Origin of the sequence: Mycolicibacterium wolinskyi, assembly GCF_002101965.1 — a bacterium.
Classification (GTDB): domain Bacteria; phylum Actinomycetota; class Actinomycetes; order Mycobacteriales; family Mycobacteriaceae; genus Mycobacterium; species Mycobacterium wolinskyi.
Genome location: NZ_LQQA01000012.1, coordinates 1 through 19,993 on the forward strand (window position 1 = coordinate 1; position 19,993 = coordinate 19,993).

The window sequence follows — 19,993 nt, forward strand, 5'->3', positions numbered from 1 at the left end:
GCGGGTTCGCGGTTGATGGTGTCGACGATGGATGAGCGCCTGGCCGCGATGCAGCAGCAGATCGATACCACCAAGGCGCAGAACAAGTTGGTGGCCGCGCGGGTGCGTCAGTTGGCCCAGGCCTACCGGGCGTCCGCGGCTATGGGTGGTGGTCGCGGGATGATGGGCGGGATGGGGATGCCCAGCTTCGGTGGTGGCGGCATGCCCACCAGTGGTGGTGGTGGTGGCGGTATCCCCGGACTCAAGGCCTTGGCCGGCCTCACCTCACTCGGCCGCGGTCAGAATGGTCACCGCGGCGCATCGGGCGCGGAGCAGCAGGTCAGTGCGCTGTTCGGACAGGGCCGCGCGCCGAACGGGACTATCGAGGGAGCTATCGCGTTCGCCAAGGCTCAGCTCGGTGAGCCGTACCGTCTCGGTGCGAATGGCCCTGATGTGTGGGATTGCTCGTCGCTGGTCCAAAAGGCTTATGCGAGTGTGGGAATCGAGCTGCCGCGTACTACGTATGAGCAGATTCGTGTGGGTATGCCGGTGTCGCGCAGCGACATCCGGGCCGGCGACATCATTCTGCAGAATTTCTCGGCTCCCGGGGTTCCTGAGCATGTGGCGCTGGCGGTGTCGCCGACGATGCAGATTGAAGCGCCGAATTCGCGCGAGGTTGTGAAGTACTCGCCGATTCCCTCGGGGCCCATTGTGGTCAAGCGGGTTGCCTGACCACCAGGTCATCCGCCTCAGTCCCGGGAGGCAGTGATCGGGCGAGAATCGATGGATTTTGGTGTGGTTGAGGGTGCTGGCCACCGTTAGTTTGGGGATACGCGAATGCGTTCGCCCGGGCGGACGGGGAGGTAGACGGGGTGGCTGAGCAGCAAGAACCGGATCAGAACGCGGCTTCAAGCGGGTCGCGGTGGCGGGGCCGCGGGCTGGGCTATGCAACTCGAGTGCAGGTGACCGCACACCAGTTCAATGCGCGGCGTGCCGTCACGGCATTGACCCGCTGGTATGTCGGCATGGAGTCCGATCAGCACCGCAGGCAGTCGATGGCTCATCTGGCCGGTGCGACCGTCGTGGTGGTGATCTGCCTCGGCGCCCTGTTCTGGTCGTTTCTGCGACCGGCAGGTTCAGCGGGCCAGTCGAAGATCGTTGCCGACCAGAACACGAACGCCCTGTATGTGCGGGTCGGTGAAACACTGCGGCCCGTTCTGAATCTGGCGTCGGCGCGGTTGATCGCGGGATCTCCGGACAACCCTGTGCGGGTCCGCAACAGCGAGATCGAATCGCGACCGCGAGGAACGCTGGTGGGTATTCCCGGCGCCCCGGACCAGTTGGCGGTGACGTCCCCGCCCAAATCGTCGTGGCTGGTGTGCGATGCGGTCACGAAGGCCTTCGGCGCCGGCGCCCCTGAACCGGTGACGGTGACGGTGATTGACGGCCAGCCTGACCTGTCCGATCGCCGGCGGGTTCTCGACCCGCAGGATGCCGCGCTGTTGCGCTACAACGACGGGGTATGGCTGATCCGCGACGGCCGCCGCTCCAAGGTTGACCCGGCTCAGCGTCCGGTGCTGCTGGCGTTGGGGGTGAGCGCCGACGACATCTCCTCGGCTCGGCCGATGAGCAAGGCCTTGTTCGACGCGATACCGGTCGGCTCGGCGTTGTCGGTGCCGGTGATTCCCAAACTCGGTGAGCCAGCGAGCTTTCCGAAGGCCCCGGGTCCGGTGGGCACGGTGGTGTCGACACCTCAAGTCGGGGGCGACACCACGTACTCGGTGGTGTTGGCCACTGGGATGCAGACGGTGTCACCGGTGGTGGCGCAGATCTTGCAGAATGCCAACGGATCCGGTGCAGCGATGCCAGTCCTGGCCGGCCCTGCGCTTGCAGACCTGCCGGTGATCGACAGTTTGGACGTCTCGGCCTATCCGGATCAACGGTTGCGGCTGGTGGATACCGAGGCCAATCCGGCCACGTGTTGGTGGTGGCAGAAGACGATCGGAGAGGGCCGTGCGCAGACGTCGCTGGTGTCGGGCCCGACGGTGCCTATCGCGGCCGACAAGGTCGACAGGGTCGTCTCCAGGGCCAAGCCCGACCCGTCCGGCGCGTTGGCCGGCAAGGTGTATTTCGGGCCGGACGCGGCGAACTACGTGGCATCCACGGGCAACGATCCGGCCGCGGCGACCGTGGAAACGCAGTGGTTCATCTCCGAGTGGGGTGCTCGTTTCGGGGTGCCTCGCGACCAGGACACAGAGCGCGCGTTGGGGTTTGGCACAGCGACCATCCCGGCACCGTGGGTGGTGCTCAAGCTGCTGACGTTGGGCCCGGTGTTGTCGAAAGCGGATGCGGCGGTGACTCATGACATTTTGCCGACAGATCAGCAGCCAGGGGAGTTGAGGCAGCCGAAGTGAAAAAGAGTTTTGGTCGCGAAACGGTTCTTGAGGCCCCGCGCAAAATCACGCCCCGGCAGATCAATCTGCTGGCTCCTTTGAAAGTTCCTGTGCCCGAGGGCAAGCCGTGGTGGCTGGTTGTGGTGGCCATCGGCGTCATCGGGCTTGTCGGCGGCATCGTGGTGGTCTCGTTCGCCAGCGGTGCACGGACCTTCAACGGGGTCGGTGCGTTTTTTCCGATCCTGATGGTCGGCGGCATCATTGCGATGCTGTTCGGTAGCCGGTTCGGCGGCGGCAACCAGATGTCGCGAGGCAAGATGGACGCGCTGCGCGCCCAGTTCATGGTGAAACTTGATGAGCTGCGGCGGGACTCGGACCGGGCCGCAGATGATCTGGATGAGAACTTCCGCTGGTATCACCCGCCGACGTCGACGTTGGAAGCCGCACTCGGTGGGCGCAGGATGTGGGAGCGCAGCCCGGCCGGGCGCGATACCTGGTTCGGCGTCATCCGTGTGGGTGTGGGAATGACGTCGTTGAAGCAGGCACAAGCGGTGTCCTTCAACGAGCCGGCCGACATGCCCACCGATATCGAGATGGAGCCGGCGACCGGCGTCGCATTGCAGGAGTTCGTGCGTGCCCAGCAGGTCACCTATGGAACGCCGGCGTTGATTTCCCTGCTCGTCGAACCGGGCTGGCGGCTGGATGGCGATCGCGAACGCGTCCTGGCGTTGATGCGCGCGATTGTGTGCCAGATGGTGTTCTCTCATGGGCCCGATCACCTGCAGCTGATCGCGATCACCGATGACATGGAGGAGTGGGATTGGCTCAAGTGGCTTCCCCATGTCGCCGACAACCGCGTCCAGGACGCCGCCGGCGGTTTGCGGATGGTCTACTCGTCGGTGCGCGACTTCTACGATGCGCAATACAGCGCAGTTCTGCAGGGCCGGGACCGGTTCAATCCGCGCCACGGCGCGGCCAAGGATCAGATCCAGCCCCTTCCGCACACGGTGATCATCAGCGATGTGACCGAGGGGTCGGCGTGGAGCTCGTTGATCAACTCTGAGGGCGTCGCGGGTGTTACGGTCTTCGACTTACGCGGCCAGGTGCCTACGAGCGCAAATCCACAGCGCCTGCTGCGGGTGAGTTCGACCGGCGACATCGACGCGGTTCCGCGTGATCTCAACACCTTCGCCCCCGAACTCGACAACGAGCCGACGTTCTTCGCCCGCGCCGACCAGATGGACCGGGAGGATGCGGAGAATTTCGCGTTGGGTATGGCGCGGCTGCGGCTCTCCGAAGCGTACGAAATGATCGATGTCGCTGAGGATCTGGGCACTGGGCCTGCCCGCGACATACTCAGCTACTACGCCATTGACGACCCGGCGAACATCGACTTCAACGCGTTGTGGGGGCCGCGCAGGGACATCTTGTCCGACGACCGGATGAAAGCTCCGTACGGCACGCGAGCAGACACCGGGGAGCTGCTGACACTCGACATCAAGGAGACGGCTGCCGGCCCGCACGGAATCATGGTCGGCACCACCGGATCCGGCAAGACCGAGGGCCTGAAAACCTTCGTGCTCAGCCTGCTTTTGGGTCACTCGCCGGAGATTTTGCAACTGGTTCTCGCTGACTTCAAGGGCGGAGCCGGTGTGAAGCCGTTCACCGGAGCACCTCACGTGTCGTGCGTCATGACCGACCTTGAAGATGACCAGACACAGCTCGGCCGGTTCGTCGACGCGCTGTTCGGCGAGATCGCCCGACGCAAGGCGATGTGCGATGCGATCGATGCCGGCGACGCGGAGGACTACAACCGCCGTCGAGCCGACGCCGCCCGCGACCCTAACGGTCCTCAGCTGGCTCCGATGCCTCGGTTGTTCGTTGTGGTCGACGAGTTCACCGAGGGCTTCAAGATGGACCCGAACCTACCGGTCATCTTCGACCAGATCGTCCGACAGGGCCGTTCCCTATGGGTTCATCTTCTGCTGGCCAGCCAGGAGGTGGACTCGCGGGCGGACAAGCTGACGACGAACATTCGTTATCGGCTGGCTCTACGAACCGACTCAACGGCCAGTGCCGCCGCGTCCGGGGTTCCGGCGTCGGCGAACCTGCCGAACAAGAAGGGACTCGGGTATCTGCGGGTCGGCCTGACAGACGATCTGACCAAGATTCAGTTCGAGTACATGTGGCGGGACTATCGCAAACCTGGCACGGTCAAAGACGACGACAGCGATACCGACCTGTCAACGGGTTCACTGGGATACTTTGAGCCACAGCTGTTCACGGTGGCACCGATCATCGTCGACGAGCCCAGTGACACAGTGGACGAGCAGCCGGCGCCGCCTGTCGAGACAGACAGTCAGCCGTCCTCGTCCGACGACGACGGCGCTATTCGCAAGCCCAAGGTCGGTGAAGTCATCATCGACCAGCTCCGCGCGATCCCGTTCGAACCGCATCGGCTGTTCGGTCCGCCGTTGGACACGCCGAGCACTATCGACGACGTCGTGGAGATGTATCTGGGCCGGCCGTGGGATGAGCGCTACGCTGCCCAGCCCAACCTGATGTTCCCGATCGGCGTCATCGACCGACCGTTCAAGCAGGACCAGCAACCGCTATTGGCCGACGGCACAGGTAATTTGATGGTCCTCGGCGGTCAGGGCTCGGGTAAGACCACCACGCTGGTGGACCTGATCTGTGCCGCGGCGATGACCCATACGCCAGAACAGGTGCAGTTCTACGTGCTGGCTTTGTCGGGCACCTCGCTGGCCAGCGTGAGCGATTTCCCGCACGTCGGCCGGGTCGCGACCATTCTGGAAGAAGATGCCATTCGGCGAACGGTGTCAGAGCTATTGGAACTGCTGACCCTGCGTCGTCGCGGATTCCTCGAGTGGGGCGTGACCTCTATGGAGGAGTTCCGCAAGCGCAAAGCAGCTCTGCGCCGGCACGTGGGGGAGCAGGCCTCCGATGATCCGGTGGCCCAGGACCGGTTCGGCGATGTTTACCTGGTCGTCGACAACTTCGCGGCCCTCTCAGACCCGGCGTCGACATTCCGCGGCAAAGAGGTTCTCGTCGACGAGATCAACAAGTTGATCCGCGAAGGCGGCAGCTTCGGCATCCACGTGGTGGTGGCGGTGAGCAAGCCCCAGGAGTTGTCGCCCCAGATGCGTGACCTCTTCAACGAAGGCCGCATCGAGTTGAAGGCCGACGAGACGAACGTGCGCCTGGTGAAGTCCTCGGAAGCCAAGAAGGTACCCAGCAACCGCCCGGGCCGCGGCATGGTCAAGCAGAACTACCTGCGCGAAGGGTGGGATGTAGTCGGCCTGCACACTATGATGGCGCGCCCCGCTCTGCGAGGAACCGGAGAGCGGGTGTTCGAAGCACAGAGTGTGGTGGCCAGGGTGGCGCAGTTGGCCAAGGGTTACCGGCCGGCCCCGCGTGTGCGCCAACTTCCCACTCGCGTCGAGCTCGCGCAGCTGCGCCAGTCGGCTGCGGCTCATCAGCACACGGGTGCGGTGTGGGCGGTCAACGAGTTCTCGTTGCCAGTGGGCCTGGACAACGCCCGCTCGCCGTTCCTGGTGATCACCGGTAACCGGCAATGTGGTCGTACCACGACATGTGCGGCGATCATGAGCGAGATCGGCCGGGTCTATGCGCCCGGCTCGTCGAAAGCGGTGCGCGCTGCTGACGACGCCCGTCCCACGGCGCAGGTGTGGTTGATCAGTCCGAGCCGCGGGCTGCTGCGGGTGCTCGACGACAGCTACGTGGAGGCCTTCTCCTACCGCACCGACACCACCGGGCAGCTGGCCGAACGTCTCAGCAAGGTTCTCGCCGACCGGCTCCCGCAGGCGGACCTCACGATCGATGCCACGTTCGAGAAGTCCTGGACGGGTCCGGAGATCTTCCTGGTGATCGATGATGCCGAGCGGCTGCCGAGCGGCAATTACAACCACGTGTTCACACCGTTGATAGAGGCAGCAAATGCGGCCGAAGATGTCGGGCTCCACATCATCTACAGCCGTCAATTCGGTGGCTGGATGAGCGTGGCGGGACGCGATCCCCTGCTAGCAACAATGATGCAAGCAAATGCAGATTTGCTGGTGATGGATTCCGATCCAGACGAAGGCTTTGTCCGCGCAAGATGGAAAGGCCATCCCATGCCGCAAGGGCGCGGATTCTTGATGGGTACCGGTGGATCGGGATCATACGTGCAGGTGGGATGGGTTCCGGTGGGTATTGAGAATGCTTGATTTTGGCTGCGGCGCAACCCCTAGACCGCCGTTATGCTGAGTCTGAAATCGTGACGTCGGGAGGAACTCATGTTTACCCATAACGACCCTGCAGCAATGGTGGCAACTGCCGGTGAACTGCAAGCGCTCGGCTCGACCATGATGGCAGCCAACGGTGCCGTCGCGGCTCCGACCACCGGCGTGCTTCCGCCGGCAGCGGATCCAACCTCGGCGCTGCTGGCTCTGTCTTTCGCCACCCATGGCGGGGTGTACCAGGCGGCCGGCGGGGTGGCGACGGCGGTGAACGAGATGTTCGTGACCACGATGGGCGTGGGCGCCGGCAGCTACGAAGCCACCGAAGCCCTCAACATCCTGGCGTCGATGTAGGGCGACGAAAGCCACAGACAGCGATGACCGAGACCCTTCCCCGCCGCAATCGCACGATCTTTGGTCGCTGGATAAACGACTGCGGTCTGGTAATCCGCGGACGGGCCCGAACGCCGGATTCCGTACAGGCCAAGAGAACCGCTCCCGCAAGGAAACAGGCTGCATAGCTATGGCGCACCGTTACCGCATGTATCCGTCTGCACACCAGGCCAGGTTCATGCTGGAACGGCACTGCGCAGACGCGCGCTACGTGTGGAATCTTGCGTTGGAGCAGTTCAACTGGGGCCGCTCAGGACGATCTGGCCCCGGCCCAGCGGCGCGGCAGAAACAACTGGCAGAAGCGCGTCAGGCCTACGACTGGCTAGCGGCGGGGTCGTCGTCTGTGCAGCAACAAGCATTGCGGGATTTCGATCGCGCGGTAGCCGGGTTTTTCGGTGGCGTCTATCGGCATCCGACGTGGCGGCGTAAACACCTGAATGAAGGGTTCTGTATCCGCGACACCCGCGTCGAGGTCGTCAATCGCAAATGGTCGCAAGTGTTTGTGCCAAAACTCGGGTTGGTGAAGTTCCGGATATCGCGACCCCTACCGGCAGGGACGTTGGGCATGGCCCGGATTACCTACTCGAACAGGCGTTGGCATGTCAGCTTCCCTGAGCCCCAGTCCGCCGTGCCCGGAACACCGGGACGGGGGGACAACATGGTCGGGATCGACCGTGGCGTAGCGACGACGCTCGCCCTCTCGGATGGGACCATGCTGCGCGCTCCCTTGATGCGGCGGGCGGAGCGCCAACGGTTGGCGAAACTGCAGCGGCAGCTCGCAAATTGCCGCAAAGACTCGAACCGCCGCTCAAAAGTCAAAGCCCGCATCGCCCGATTGCACGCTCGGGTGGCGGATCGGCGTAAGGACTGGATTGAGAAAGCCACAACCAGAGTTGCCTCGCAGTACGCAGTGATCGCGGTTGAAGATCTGCACATCAGGAACATGGTTCGGGCACCGAAACCGAAACCTGACCCAGCGATTCCTGGTCGTTTCCTGCCGAATGGAGCCGCCAGCAAGACCGGTCTGAACCGCAACATTTATGCGAACTGTTGGGGGTTGATCGCCCGGCGGTTAGAACAGAAGACCACGGCGTCGGGAACCGTCCTGGTGAAGGTGCCTGCCGCGTATAGCAGTCTGGAATGCCGCGCCTGTGGCCACACAGCCAAGGAAAACCGTAAGAGCCAAGCGGAATTTCGGTGCGTTGCGTGTGGCCGCGAAGATCATGCTGACATTCAAGCGGCTGCAACGATCCTCGCCCGGGCCACCGCGCCCGCGCTCACCCCCGGACCGGGGGCAACACCCGCGCAAACGGGTGTGCTCGCGCAAGCGAGAAGACCTGATGCCACCGAAGTGGCAGAAGGAATCCCGCGATCTTCACTCGCGGGAGGAGGTCAAAGATGACTGATTACGGTGCGCTTCCTCCGGAGATCAACTCTGGCCGGATGTACGCCGGACCGGGTTCGGGCCCCATGGTCGCTGCCGCGGCGGCGTGGCACGCACTGGCCGCCGAGCTCGGCAGCGTCGGCGCGGCCTATCAGGCTGTCGTCGACAGTCTGATAGCCACCTCTTGGCAGGGACCGTCGTCACTGTCGATGGCGACCGCCGCCGCACCGTATGTGGTGTGGATCCTGGCCACCGCGGCACAGTCAGAGGCGGCAGGTCTGGCCGCCACTCAGGCGGCCGCGGTGTTCGAGACCGCCCGGGCCGGAGTGGTTCCGCCGGCGGTCATCGAAGCCAACCGCAACACGCTGCAAACCCTGATCGCCACCAACTTCCTCGGCGTGAACACCCCGGCGATCGCGGCCACCATCGCCGCCTATGACGAGATGTGGGTACAGGACGCCACGGTGCTCTACGGCTACTCCGCCGACGCGGCGGGGCTGTCGAGTGGTCTTGCGGCCACCCCGTTCATCCCACCGCCGCCGAACACCAACCCGGCCGGACTGGCCGCGCAGGGCTTGGCGGTCACTGAGGCGGGCGGCAAGGCCGCGGGCAACGCCAGCCAGAAAGTCGCCAACGCGAGCCTGCAAACCACCTCGATGCCCGGCAACATGGACGCGCAGTCCATGCTGTCCATGGGGCCGCAGTTCATGAGCATGATTCCGCAAGCGCTGCAAGGGTTTTCTCAACCAGCGACGGCACCTTTGCAGAGCATGGGCCAGTTCCAATCGCTGTTGAGCCCGCTGATGGGCGCGCTGAACAACCCCGGGTTGACCAGCGCCGTCAACGCGTCGGGCGTCACCGCCACTCCCACGGGCGCTCTTTCGGCACTCGGCGGCGGGGGTGGCGGCCTGGTCAGCGGGGGAGCCGGTCCGGTGTCAGCGGCCCTGGGTCGAGGCGGAAGCATCAGTGGACTGTCGGTGCCGGCGACATGGGCGGCCGGCACCCAGACCAATGCGACAAGCAGCACCACGGTGGTACCCGCCTCGGCGACCACACCGACTGGTGCGGTGCCAGCATCCGGTACCGGCATGGCCGGCGCACCGGTGGGCGCGATGGGAGGCCGTGACGGCCAGGGGGACGGCGGGCAGCCCCGCTACGGAACGGTGGTACGGGTACTTCCGGATCCGCGATGAGCAGGCGAACAGGATCCTGTGTGATTGACACAAAGAGGGGGTCAAAGATTTTTCCAACCAATTTCTTTTGACCGTTGCAGTGGCATACCCCGCCACTAGACTTCGAATTGCGGACAGCAAACACAAAATTGAACGGCCATTTTCCACAACAAGGAGAAGCACATGCCTGTGGCGAACTTCCTCAGCGATCCGGCGGCGATGCGCGACTACGCCGGCAAGTTCCACGCACACTCCCAGACGATCGACTCTGAGGCCAACCGGGCCTGGGCGTCGGCGAACTCGATCTCCGGCGCAGGCTGGGCGGGCGCCGCCAACACGACGTCGTCGGGGACGCTCGAAGAGATGATGCGCGCATTCCGCAACATCGTCTCGATGACGCAGGACGTCAGCGACAAGCTCAACCGCAGTGCGGACGAGTACGAGACGCGCGAGCACGAGTCCAGCCAGATCCTGTCGAGCTAACGACAACCCCCGACATCCTGAGGAGAAACAACCATGTCACAACCGATGAAGTACGGATTCGAAGACGTCGACCATCACGGCATGACCCTGACCGCCCAGGCCGGGCAGCTGGAGGCGGTGCATCAGGCCATCCTGCGCGACGTCGAAGCGACCGCAGAGTTCTGGGGCGGCGCCGGCAGCAACGCCTACACCCAGTTCGTCACCGAGCTCGGCCGTAACTTCCAAACCATCTACCAGGCGCTGAGCGAGCACGGCAACAAGGTGCGCACAGCCGGCAACAACATGGCGCACACCGACAGCGCCGTCGGCGGTTCGTGGATCTAGGCCCACGCCCAACGACTCATCGCGGCGAGAAGCGGCGGCACCCTGCGACACGGGTGCCGCCGCTTTGCGGTATTAACGACACCCAGAAACGAGAGCAACCATGAGCGCGACACGCGAGACTGCGGCCGACGTGACCGTCAACATGCCAGCCCTATGGGTGCTGCAAGCCATGCTCGGAATCCCGCGCCTGGCACCGGAACTGGCGGCGTGGCCCTACGGCGCTGCCCGCACCGATGACTGGCTCCAGGGCAATCCTGCGGTCGAAGCCTTACGCGAGCAAGGCCTGGTAGGCCCAGACGGGCGCGTTATCGAGGCAGTGGCCCGGCGGCTTCGGGTGCTTGCGGTTCCCGACGTCGAGGTGGCCGTGCAGGTTGGCCCGGGCGCGCGGCAGCAGTCCGTTCCGGATCTCAACGATCCGAGCACATGGCGGTCGATTCCGGAGGGGGAGTTGAGGGTGGTGCTGGCGCGTCAGGACGGACGCTGGGTGTCGGCCGTGCGTGCGGGCGATGACGTGACGATTGACGACGTCGACGGCGGCGGCGACCCTCGTTGGCTGGCCGACCTTGTCGTGGGATTGCTCGACACTCTGCATCCATGTGGGCCGTCGCGGATGACCGCGATCAATGTGCCCTTGGAGGAGATCCTGACTGCGGCCGCTGAACGGGCCGGCCTTGAGGCGGATTCGCCGCAGCGTGACACCGCGTTGCGCACCATGGGGGTGCGGGCGGCCGACCTCGTCGAGCTCGGTGAACTCATGGATGCGCCGGTGGCCGAGGCGGTGCTGTATGCGCGCGCTCACGATGAAGCGGCGGTACACGCCAGTTCTTCCACACTGGACGTCCGAGACAGCGATGCTGGCAGGGTCGTGCTCTATCAGCTGCCCTCGGTGCGCGGGGCGGCGCAGGAGTGGATGACGATCGCCCCGGGCAGCGCTGCCCAGGTCGAGCAGGGGGTCAGAACGGTGTTGGCAGGGGTGGGAGTGCGGTCATGGGAGACACATCGCCGTTCATGACATGCGAACCGATAACGACTGGTCATAGCGGCAAGACTCGAACCGGCAAATGGATCACGGAAAGTCACGGTTGACCGTCGCTAAGCGGTATTTGCGGGCCATAGGATTGGTGCAAAGCCCGACAGAGTGAGCAATTGGGGTGGATTAAGAAATGGACAACCAGGATTTCGCAACGCGCTATTTCAGCGATCAAGCCGGTCGCGGCGACAGCGCGGACGAGGTGGCCGAGGGGAAGAAGGATCCGTTGACCGAACCCGCCCTGCCTCCCGAGCCGGAGGTCAGCGAGCCCAGCCGGCCCGTTGATGACCCGACGATCGTGGGCCCGATGCCGGCCGAGGTCGCCGAGGTGATCGCGAGGCACGCGGCTCAATCAGACGTGGCCCGACGCTCCGATCAGCGGCAGGCTGAGGCTCCTGCGAGCCGACCCCTACCGGCACCACCGGCCGCTGCCGAAGGTGGCCAGTGGCCGCAGCAGTACTCCGGGCAGTACCAGCAGCCGGGCCAGCACCAGCCTGTCAACGGACAGCATCAAGCGCATCAGGGCAGCCAGACTGGGCAGTGGCACGCGCGGCAGCCGTACCCCGACGCCCACGGTGTTGCAGTCTCACGGCCCGGATCAGACAGTGAATCCTCAGCGCCGCTGCAGATTGCGAGTTGGGCGGCAGCTAGTAGCGGGTCGCTCGCGCCGGCGTGGGCCAGCGAGGCGACCCGCCATCTTCGTCACGACGATCTGGTCAAGACACGGCGGATACCACCCGAGGAGGGCTGGCGCCACGCGGTGTACGTGGGCACCGGGCACCTGGTGAATCTCGGTGCGGGACCGGCCGAACGGCTGCAGCTGGAGCGGCAAGCCCAGATCGCGGGGAACATTCCGGGGAACTACCAGGTTGCGGTGTTGTCGATCAAGGGTGGTGTCGGCAAGACACGCACGACGGCAGGTATCGGCACGGTGTTTGCGATGTATCGCAATGAGCCGGTTATCGCGATCGACGCCAATCCGACCTACGGTGCGCTCGGCCGCGTTGTCGATCCCCGCGCCACGTCCACCATCCGCGAGTACCACGCCGATGGCGAGGAGATCCAGAAGCGCAAGCACACCGACACCTATCCTCAGTCGCGCGCACGTACCGGCCAGAACCCGCAGGGCCTGGAAGTCCTTGCCGGAAACCAGAATGTGGCCAACCCGCTGGGTCTGACACCGGACATGTTCAACACGACGCTTGCTCGCACGCGCCGGTTCTATCAGCTGGCGTTGATCGACTGCGGGGATGCCGAGCACCAGGTGATGCCGGCGGTGTTGCGTGCGGCGAACGCGTTGGTGATCGTGGGCACGGCGAACTTCGACGGGGCCGCGGCCGCCGAACAGACCATCGACTGGCTCGCTGCCCGGGGAAAGCATGATCTTCTTCGCCGGTCGGTGGTGGTGCTCAACGACATATACGACTGCGCTGAAAAGAAATTCGTCACCGCGGTCACGCACTCGTTGGAACCTCGGGTCGGTGCGGTGAAGTTCGTTCCGTTCGACGAGCATCTTCGTGACGGCGCGGTCCTGGACTTCGACGCCCTGCGTAAGCCAACTCGGTTGGCCTACACCGAAATTGCGGCATGGGTGGCGGAAGGATTTCCCACACCCGGCGGGGTGAGCCCGCGATGACGGCCGTGCAGCCGCATTTGAGCGGGGTGTCGGCGTCCCCGTCGCCATCGGCCAACCGGGTCCAGGTGGCGTTGATGGTGGCCGACGTGCAGTTCGGGGTCGTGCTCGATGCGGTGGCCCCGGTGTCGCGACACATGTCGGCCCTGGTCGATCTGTCCAACCAGCGGCTTGATCAGATCGGACGTCCGAAGCTGCAACCGGCCGGCGCGACCGATGGCAAAGGAAAGGTCGTGCGGGGCCGGTGGGCGCTGTGCTGGGTTGACGGCACCATGCTGCGCCCGTCGCGTTCACTGGCCGAGCAGGGCGTGGTCGACGGCACCAAACTGTGGTTGCAGTTCGTCGACGACACCGAATCCCGCACCCCGGTTATCGAGAACGTGACCACAGCCGTCGCGACGGAGTTGCGCCGCAACCGGCAGAAGATCACCCCGGGCCTGGCTGCCCGCATCGGTGTCGGGATGTTGTCGACGAGCGTGTTCGTGGTGCTGGCCGTGCTGGCGCGGTGGCGCTACGGGCACGACGGGTTCCTGCCGGCGGCGGCCGCGGCCATGATCGCGCTGGCGCTGCTCGTGGCCGCGACCGTGCTCGCGATGCGGTCCGGGCAGACACGGCGTGCGCTCGTCGACGAGGACTCCTCTGACCGGCATGCGTGGGCTGAATTGCAGACCGAGGTCACCGTTGCCGACACATTGCGGCTCACTGGATGTGCCGCTGCGGCTGTCGCCGCTGCCCTGGTCGTGCCTGGTCCGCTCGGGGCTCCGCACGGAGCGTTGGGGGCCACAGTGGCGCTGGCTGCCGCCGCACTGACGTTGCGGTACACGGGCCGTCACATCTCGTTGTGCACGGCGGTGATCGTTCTTGGGTTGACCGCGTTGGTGACCGGGGCGCTGCGGATGCTGTTGGTGACCTCGGCTCCGGTGCTACTGGCCAGTGTGCTTTTGGTGGCCATGGTCGGGATGAAGGTCACCCCGGGCCTGGCCCGCATTGCCGGCAAGATCCGGCTGCCGGTCATGCCGCCTCCAGGCCGGCCGTGGGTGTTCGAGACTCGGCCGTATCTGCCCAGTGAGGTTGTCGTGGTAGTGGGCGGCCGGCCGGTGCTGGAAGGCCCGGAGTCGGTACAGCAGGTGGCGCTCAACACCGAACGGGCCCGGGTCCACATCACGGGCATGCTGCTGGCATTCAGCATCTTGCTGGTGATCGCGTGCCTGGGGCTGTGCGATCCTCATGCTCCGCGCCGGTGGCTGATGGTGGCGCTGGCCGCTGTGGTGGCCGCCGCGGTACTGCTGCACGCCCGGTCCTACACCGATCGATGGCAATCGTCGATCCTCGCAGTGACCGCGGTGACGATCGCCGTGGTGGTGGCGCTGCGATACATCTTGCAGCTCTGGTCGATTCCCGCACTGCTCGTCGGATGCGGGCTCATCGTGGCGCTTCCGACCATCGGCTTGATCGCCGCCGTAATTGTCCCGCGCAGCACCTACACACCGGTGTTCGAGCAGTTCGTGGAATGGATCGAGTACCTGCTGCTGGCGGCTGTATGGCCGCTGTCGTTCTGGGTGATGGACGTATTCGCCGTGATCAGGTACCGCTCATGAACCGGCCCAGTCGCCTTCTGGCGCCGATGGTTTCGGCCGTCGCCGCGGTGAGTTTGGTGGCCACCTCCACGCTGTGGGGTGCGCCGACCGCCTGGGCGATCGAACCGCCCAGCGTCGACCCGGGCGCACTGCCGCCGGACGGTCCACCCGGGCCACCAGAACCGATGCGCCAGGGCGCCTACTGCACGCGCGTAGCCACGCTTCCCGACACCGACTACCGGGTGCAGCCGCGCTACATGGACATGCTCAACCTGCCCGAGGCCTGGCGGTGGGGACGCGGCGCCGGAGTGAAAGTCGCCGTGATCGACACCGGGGTCAGCCCACATCCGCGCCTGCCCAACCTTATTGGTGGCGGCGACTACGTCATGGAGGGCGGTGACGGTCTGTCGGACTGCGATGCGCACGGCACATGGGTGGCATCACTGATCGCCGCGGCGCCGATGGACGGCAAGACTCCGTTGCCGCCTCCGCGCGAGACCCGCCGGCCGGACACAGTCCCGACGAGCGAGGCACCACCGCCGCCTCCGCCGCCGCAAACGGTGATCGTGCAAGTCCCTTCACCACCGCCACCGCCCACCCCGGCGCCGCCGGCCCCGGCTGGCCCGCCGCCACCGCCAGGGGAACCGGGTGTCGCGCCGTCGGCGTGGCAGCCGACCGGCACAACCGTGCGGGTGCAAGCGGTGAGCAACCGGTTCAACATCCCGCAAGAACCCGTCGACGACGTCGAGGTGCCGGCCGAACCGGCCCCGCCACCGCCACCGCCGCCGCCTCCGCCGCCGGCCGACGGATTCTCCGGTGTGGCACCGGATGTGGAGCTCATCTCGATCCGGCAGTCCTCAAAAGCGTTCAGCCCCAAGGATGCATTCAGCGGTGATCAGGATCCGGCCACCCGGAAGAAGGCCGGCGACATCCAGACGATGGCCCGGGCGGTCCGTCACGCCGCGGACATGGGTGCCCAGGTGATCAACATCAGTGCGGTGTCGTGCATGAACGCGTTGAACGTGATCGACCAGGCTGCGCTGGGTGCCGCCCTGCGCTACGCCGCGGTGGAGAAGAACGCGGTGATCGTGGCCGCCGCCGGCAATACCGGGACCGGCGGCAACACTGATTGCGAACAGAACCCGCCGTACAACCCGATGACACCGAATGATCCGCGCAACTGGGCGCAGGTGAAGACGGTGGTGACGCCGGCGTGGTTCGACCAGTACGTCCTAACGGTCGGGGCGGTGGACTCCGCAGGCAATCCGTTGACCGATCTGAGCGTCGCCGGCCCGTGGGTGGGAATCGCTGCGCCGGGCACCGACGTGGTCAGCCTCTCACCCCGTGACGATGGGCTGATCAACGCCACCGAAGGCCGCGACAACGCCATGGTCGCGCCGGCCGGGACGTCGTTCTCCGCGGCGATCGTGTCCGGGGTCGCGGCCCTGGTGCGCGCCAAGTACCCGGAGCTCACAGCTCACCAGGTGATCAATCGGCTCACCAGCACGGCTCGTCCGCCGGCGCGCGGCGTCGATAACCAGGTCGGGCACGGCATCGTCGATCCGGTCGCCGCACTGACCTGGGACTTGAAGGATCCGGGCGCTCGTGTTGGGCCGGAACGCCTTTCATCGCCGCTGTTCATCCCGCCTCCACCGCCTCCACGGAACATGACGCCGGTGTGGGTCGCTCTCGGCGGGATCGGTGGCGTGCTCGCGTTGTGCGTGATCACTGTGGGGTTGACCGCGATGCGATCGAGGAGGGTCCGATGAAGCCGATGTTCGCGCTTGGCGTGCGAGCGAGCTGGGCACGGCTGGCTGTGGCGTTCCTCGCCGTTGTCGTTGTAGTGGTTCTGATCGTGGTCTCGTCGACGCTGGCGGGCCAGGCCGCACTGTGGGTGTCGATCGGGGTCGCCGTGGCGGTGGTCGCTGTTCTCCTGGTGACGTGGCGCCGCGAGCATGTGCTGACCCTTGTCGGGCGGGTGGCGCGGCGGCGGCCGGCGACGGGGCTGCTGGAGGTTGAGGAGGCCGCCGATCACACGACGCAGTGGCCACCGACGGCCGCTGCGGTGCGTGCCCATGGCGAAGAGCTGATCGCGGTGGTTGCGGTCGATGGCCGCTCGCACACTCCCTCGGTGCTTGACCACAACCGCGTGCAATCACCGGCGAGTCTGCCGATCTCGGTGGTCGCCGACGCGCTACGGCAGTTCGATGTGACGCTGTCGGGGATTGATGTGCTCAGCGTCGGTCGGCGCCGAGCGCCCAACCAGCATCACCCGTACGCGGCAACGTACTCGCGCAAGGTTGGCGATCACGGGGCGATGGGCAGTCGCCGCACCGTCTGCGTGCTGCGGATGAACAGCCACGACAACGTCGACGCGGTCCGGTACCGAGAATCGGTGGCCGCCACGTTGACCGCATGTGCGCAGCGGTTGGCCGCCGAGCTCACCGCTCAGCACTGCCCGGCCCGGGTGGTCGACGCTGCCGAGCTCGCCGACATCGATGCCATGTCGGGTGCCGGAGTTGGTGAGCCGGCTCGTCCAGGCTGGACGGGGCTGCATCATGATGGCGGTTCGGTCACCGCGTATTGGGTGTCGCCGCAGGATATTTCGAGCGAGACGCTCGACCGGGTCTGGGTTCCCGACTGCGACTACACCGCCACCGCGCTGCAGTTGCGGCCCGGGCCCGACCGGTCCACCGAGGTCGGGCTGTTGGTCCGCTACGCCACCGGTGGTCCGCTCCGCGAAGCCCCCATCCTGGGCCTCAACCCTCTGTCGGGTCGACACGACCTGGGTGTGCGGGCCAGCGTGGCAGACGCGCCCACACCGCGTCTGAGGGTTCCTCATCGGCGCCTGGGCGACGGTGAGGATCTGAGGGCGCCGATCGGCTCGACTGGCGTCATCATCGGTTCCACGATGAGCGGGCATCTGCTGCTGGTCAGCCTGGCCAATGCGGTACCCGCGTCGACGGCCAGCGTCACTGTGGCCGGTGAAGTCGCCCAGCTGCTGCAACTGGCGATGAGCCACGCCGCGATCGGCTACCAGGTACTGGTGCGGTCGTCGCGGCCGGAGGTGTGGCGCGATGCCACCGGGGCGGGTCTGCACATCGTTCCCGGCCTGCCACCGAAACTGCCGAACAACGGCGATGGCGTGATGGTGGTCTACGACGATCCACGCTCCTCGGCAGGATCCAGTGCGGCCCGGGCGGCCGCCGGACCCCGCGCGGCCATCACGGTACGGTTGGTGCCGGCGCGCACCGCCAGCGTCGCTGACGTTCACCTGGAGCAGGACTCGGAGAACACGTGCGTCATCCGCACCGCTGAGTTCACACACCGGTTGAACTCCGACTTGAGCACCGAGCGCAATCTGATCCGGACACAGAAGCGGGGGCGGGTGGCCTGATGACCGTGACGAACATGGCGAACGCGGAGGCGGCCCGCCAGGCGCTGACCCGAGGACTGTTGGCCTCCGGGGTGAGCGTCAACAACATGATGCCCAGCAACAACCCCGAGGTGGCGGCCAAGTCCTTCCGGATCGCCACCGACACCGACCCGTCGATGTGTGACGCCTGGCTGGCCCGCGTGCGGGCCGGCGACGACTCGGCCAAGACACTGGCCGGCGCGTGCGAGGCGCGGGCAACGTTCGGCTGGGAATTTCAGCGTCTCGGCGTTTTGCAGTCCTCGTTCTGCCCAATGGTTTTCGACGGACTGTTCGTGAGCCTGGAGATCACCTCCCGCGATTCCCTGCTGACCGCCTATGCGACGGCGCTGGCCCGCGAAGGCCGATACGCCGACGCCGACGAGGTGCTGGCCGGGCAGGCACCGACCGACCCGTTCGACGCCGACCTGCACACCTACGCCCAGGGAGTGCTGTACTTCCGGGCCAAACGCTGGCCCGACGTCCTGCGGTTCTTCACCGTCGACAAGGTTTGGCGCAAACCGGTCTACGGTGCCGCGGCGGCCGCGATGGCCAGCACGGCGCTGGCCTCATTGGGCGTGTTCGAGGACGCCTTCCGCCGAGCACAAACCGCGATCGACAGCGAACTGGTGCCGCACGCGGCCACGATCGCGCTCTATACCCAAGCGATGTGCCTGCGCCACCTGGGCAAGCATGACGATTCTGCGCAGCTGTTGCGGCGGGTGTACGCGCGCGACGCGAAGTTCGCCCCGGCACGTGAGGCGCTCGATGACAAGGACCGCCGGCTGACGGTGACCAACCCTGAAGCGATCGAAGCGCGTACCGATCCGTGGGATCCGAACACCCAGCCCACTCCGGAGACTGAGCAGGCCGATCATCAAGCCGAGCTGCTCGCCGAGGCTGAGGCCGAACTGGACAGGCAGATCGGCCTTATCGAGGTCAAACGGCAGGTGCACAAGCTGCGGGCGTCCGCGAAGGTCAACAAGGTTCGTGAGGAACGTGGCCTGCCGCTGATCGTCCGCAGTCACCACATGGCCTTCACGGGCCCGCCGGGGACCGGCAAGACCACCATCGCCCGCGTGGTGGCCAACATCTATTGCGGCCTGGGAATTCTGCCCACACCGAAAGTCGTTGAGGCCAAACGCGCTGACTTCGTCGCCGGCTATCTCGGGCAGACCGCCGAGAAAACAGACAAGAAGATCGACGAGGCTCTTGGCGGGGTGTTGTTCATCGACGAGGCCTACACCCTGATCCAGGAGGGCCTGTCGGGCGGGGACGCCTTCGGTAAGGAAGCCGTCGACACCCTGCTTGCCCGTATGGAGAACGATCGGCACCGGCTCATGGTGATCATCGCCGGCTACGACGACGAGATCGACCGATTCCTGGCGTCCAACGAAGGCCTGGGCAGCCGGGTTCCGCGGCGGATCCGGTTCGCGTCCTACAACCCCACTGAGCTGTCCGCGATCGCGGCTTCCATAGCGGCCCAGAAAGAGTCGACCATCGACCCGGCGGCCAGCGAGCTGCTGGAGCAGGTGTGCGCCAAGCTGGCCGAGCACCAGGTGGAGACCACCGACTCCAACGGCCAACCCGGCAAACCTCGGCCTGTCCTCGACGTCGCCGGCAACGGCCGCTTCATCCGCAATGTGATCGAGGAGAGCTTCGATGAGCAGATGCTGCGTATCGCCGAAGAACTCGACACCGGCGACGTCGACGACACGACCATGACCACCATCACCGAACGCGACATCGCCGCCGCACTGCGAACTGTCCTGGCCACCGCCGTCCCGGGCGCCGTCGACCTCGACTGGATCATTCCGACCACCTGACCCATTCCGAGCCGAGCCGCCACCACCGGCCCGGTCATGACGTCACCGCCACCTTTCGGTTGTTACAGTGCGGACCTGTGCCACGTCCCGAGCCGCGTTACCGCTACAGGTCGGAAAGGCAGCGACAT

General features: G+C 65.8%; 14 protein-coding genes. All 14 read left to right on the forward strand.

Annotated elements, in window-relative coordinates; translation table 11 throughout:
• Positions 1-27 precede the first annotated feature (27 nt).
• The 14 genes from AWC31_RS11210 to eccA all read left to right on the forward strand — a co-directional run bounded on the left by AWC31_RS11210 (position 28) and on the right by eccA (position 19,865).
• Positions 28-711 (forward strand): C40 family peptidase, encoded by a 684-nt coding sequence (locus AWC31_RS11210; RefSeq protein WP_133060137.1) that lies wholly within the window; start codon positions 28-30, stop codon positions 709-711.
• A gap of 140 nt (positions 712-851) precedes the next feature.
• Positions 852-2,393, forward strand: coding sequence for a type VII secretion protein EccB (gene eccB, locus AWC31_RS11215; protein WP_110775039.1), 1,542 nt, complete (start codon positions 852-854; stop codon positions 2,391-2,393).
• A complete protein-coding gene (gene eccCa, locus AWC31_RS11220) occupies positions 2,390-6,619 on the forward strand; it encodes a type VII secretion protein EccCa (protein WP_085144352.1) in 4,230 nt (1,409 codons plus the stop codon). The genes eccB and eccCa overlap by 4 nt, the downstream gene beginning before the upstream one ends.
• A gap of 96 nt (positions 6,620-6,715) precedes the next feature.
• Positions 6,716-6,985, forward strand: a complete 270-nt coding sequence (locus tag AWC31_RS11225) for a PE family protein (protein ID WP_272937910.1) — start codon at positions 6,716-6,718, stop codon at positions 6,983-6,985.
• A 169-nt stretch (positions 6,986-7,154) separates the two neighbouring features.
• Complete coding sequence (locus AWC31_RS11230) at positions 7,155-8,426, forward strand: RNA-guided endonuclease InsQ/TnpB family protein (RefSeq protein WP_085144354.1); 1,272 nt, start codon at positions 7,155-7,157, stop codon at positions 8,424-8,426.
• Positions 8,423-9,601 (forward strand): PPE family protein, encoded by a 1,179-nt coding sequence (locus AWC31_RS11235; RefSeq protein ID WP_085144355.1) that lies wholly within the window; start codon positions 8,423-8,425, stop codon positions 9,599-9,601. Before AWC31_RS11230 ends, AWC31_RS11235 begins: the two co-directional genes overlap by 4 nt.
• A 162-nt stretch (positions 9,602-9,763) precedes the next feature.
• Positions 9,764-10,063: a WXG100 family type VII secretion target gene (locus AWC31_RS11240; protein WP_085144356.1), complete on the forward strand. Its 300-nt coding sequence runs from the start codon at positions 9,764-9,766 to the stop codon at positions 10,061-10,063.
• Between the two features lie 33 nt (positions 10,064-10,096).
• Positions 10,097-10,387: a WXG100 family type VII secretion target gene (locus AWC31_RS11245; RefSeq protein WP_085144357.1), complete on the forward strand. Its 291-nt coding sequence runs from the start codon at positions 10,097-10,099 to the stop codon at positions 10,385-10,387.
• A 100-nt stretch (positions 10,388-10,487) separates the two neighbouring features.
• Complete coding sequence (locus AWC31_RS11250; protein WP_085144358.1) at positions 10,488-11,399, forward strand: ESX secretion-associated protein EspG; 912 nt, start codon at positions 10,488-10,490, stop codon at positions 11,397-11,399.
• A gap of 151 nt (positions 11,400-11,550) precedes the next feature.
• Positions 11,551-13,053 (forward strand): MinD/ParA family ATP-binding protein, encoded by a 1,503-nt coding sequence (locus AWC31_RS11255; protein WP_085144359.1) that lies wholly within the window; start codon positions 11,551-11,553, stop codon positions 13,051-13,053.
• A complete protein-coding gene (gene eccD / locus AWC31_RS11260; RefSeq protein WP_085144360.1) occupies positions 13,050-14,648 on the forward strand; it encodes a type VII secretion integral membrane protein EccD in 1,599 nt (532 codons plus the stop codon). The genes AWC31_RS11255 and eccD overlap by 4 nt, the downstream gene beginning before the upstream one ends.
• The gene (gene mycP / locus AWC31_RS11265; protein ID WP_085144361.1) at positions 14,645-16,396 is read left to right on the forward strand and encodes a type VII secretion-associated serine protease mycosin; all 1,752 of its coding nucleotides are present in this window, start codon (positions 14,645-14,647) and stop codon (positions 16,394-16,396) included. Before eccD ends, mycP begins: the two co-directional genes overlap by 4 nt.
• Positions 16,393-18,024, forward strand: a complete 1,632-nt coding sequence (gene eccE, locus AWC31_RS11270) for a type VII secretion protein EccE (protein WP_085144362.1) — start codon at positions 16,393-16,395, stop codon at positions 18,022-18,024. The genes mycP and eccE overlap by 4 nt, the downstream gene beginning before the upstream one ends.
• Positions 18,024-19,865, forward strand: a complete 1,842-nt coding sequence (gene eccA, locus AWC31_RS11275; RefSeq protein ID WP_110775040.1) for a type VII secretion AAA-ATPase EccA — start codon at positions 18,024-18,026, stop codon at positions 19,863-19,865. The genes eccE and eccA overlap by 1 nt, the downstream gene beginning before the upstream one ends.
• Positions 19,866-19,993 lie beyond the last annotated feature (128 nt).

What these genes read in the sequence shown, in the direction of transcription:
- AWC31_RS11210 (WP_133060137.1), top strand. Translation starts at nt 28, where the DNA reads ATGGATGAGCGCCTGGCCGCGATGCAGCAGCAGATCGATACCACCAAG.
- AWC31_RS11225 (WP_272937910.1), top strand. Translation starts at nt 6,716, where the DNA reads ATGGTGGCAACTGCCGGTGAACTGCAAGCGCTCGGCTCGACCATGATG.
- AWC31_RS11230 (WP_085144354.1), top strand. Translation starts at nt 7,155, where the DNA reads ATGGCGCACCGTTACCGCATGTATCCGTCTGCACACCAGGCCAGGTTC.
- AWC31_RS11235 (WP_085144355.1), top strand. Translation starts at nt 8,423, where the DNA reads ATGACTGATTACGGTGCGCTTCCTCCGGAGATCAACTCTGGCCGGATG.
- AWC31_RS11240 (WP_085144356.1), top strand. Translation starts at nt 9,764, where the DNA reads ATGCCTGTGGCGAACTTCCTCAGCGATCCGGCGGCGATGCGCGACTAC.
- AWC31_RS11245 (WP_085144357.1), top strand. Translation starts at nt 10,097, where the DNA reads ATGTCACAACCGATGAAGTACGGATTCGAAGACGTCGACCATCACGGC.
- AWC31_RS11250 (WP_085144358.1), top strand. Translation starts at nt 10,488, where the DNA reads ATGAGCGCGACACGCGAGACTGCGGCCGACGTGACCGTCAACATGCCA.
- AWC31_RS11255 (WP_085144359.1), top strand. Translation starts at nt 11,551, where the DNA reads ATGGACAACCAGGATTTCGCAACGCGCTATTTCAGCGATCAAGCCGGT.
- eccD (WP_085144360.1), top strand. Translation starts at nt 13,050, where the DNA reads ATGACGGCCGTGCAGCCGCATTTGAGCGGGGTGTCGGCGTCCCCGTCG.
- mycP (WP_085144361.1), top strand. Translation starts at nt 14,645, where the DNA reads ATGAACCGGCCCAGTCGCCTTCTGGCGCCGATGGTTTCGGCCGTCGCC.
- eccE (WP_085144362.1), top strand. Translation starts at nt 16,393, where the DNA reads ATGAAGCCGATGTTCGCGCTTGGCGTGCGAGCGAGCTGGGCACGGCTG.
- eccA (WP_110775040.1), top strand. Translation starts at nt 18,024, where the DNA reads ATGACCGTGACGAACATGGCGAACGCGGAGGCGGCCCGCCAGGCGCTG.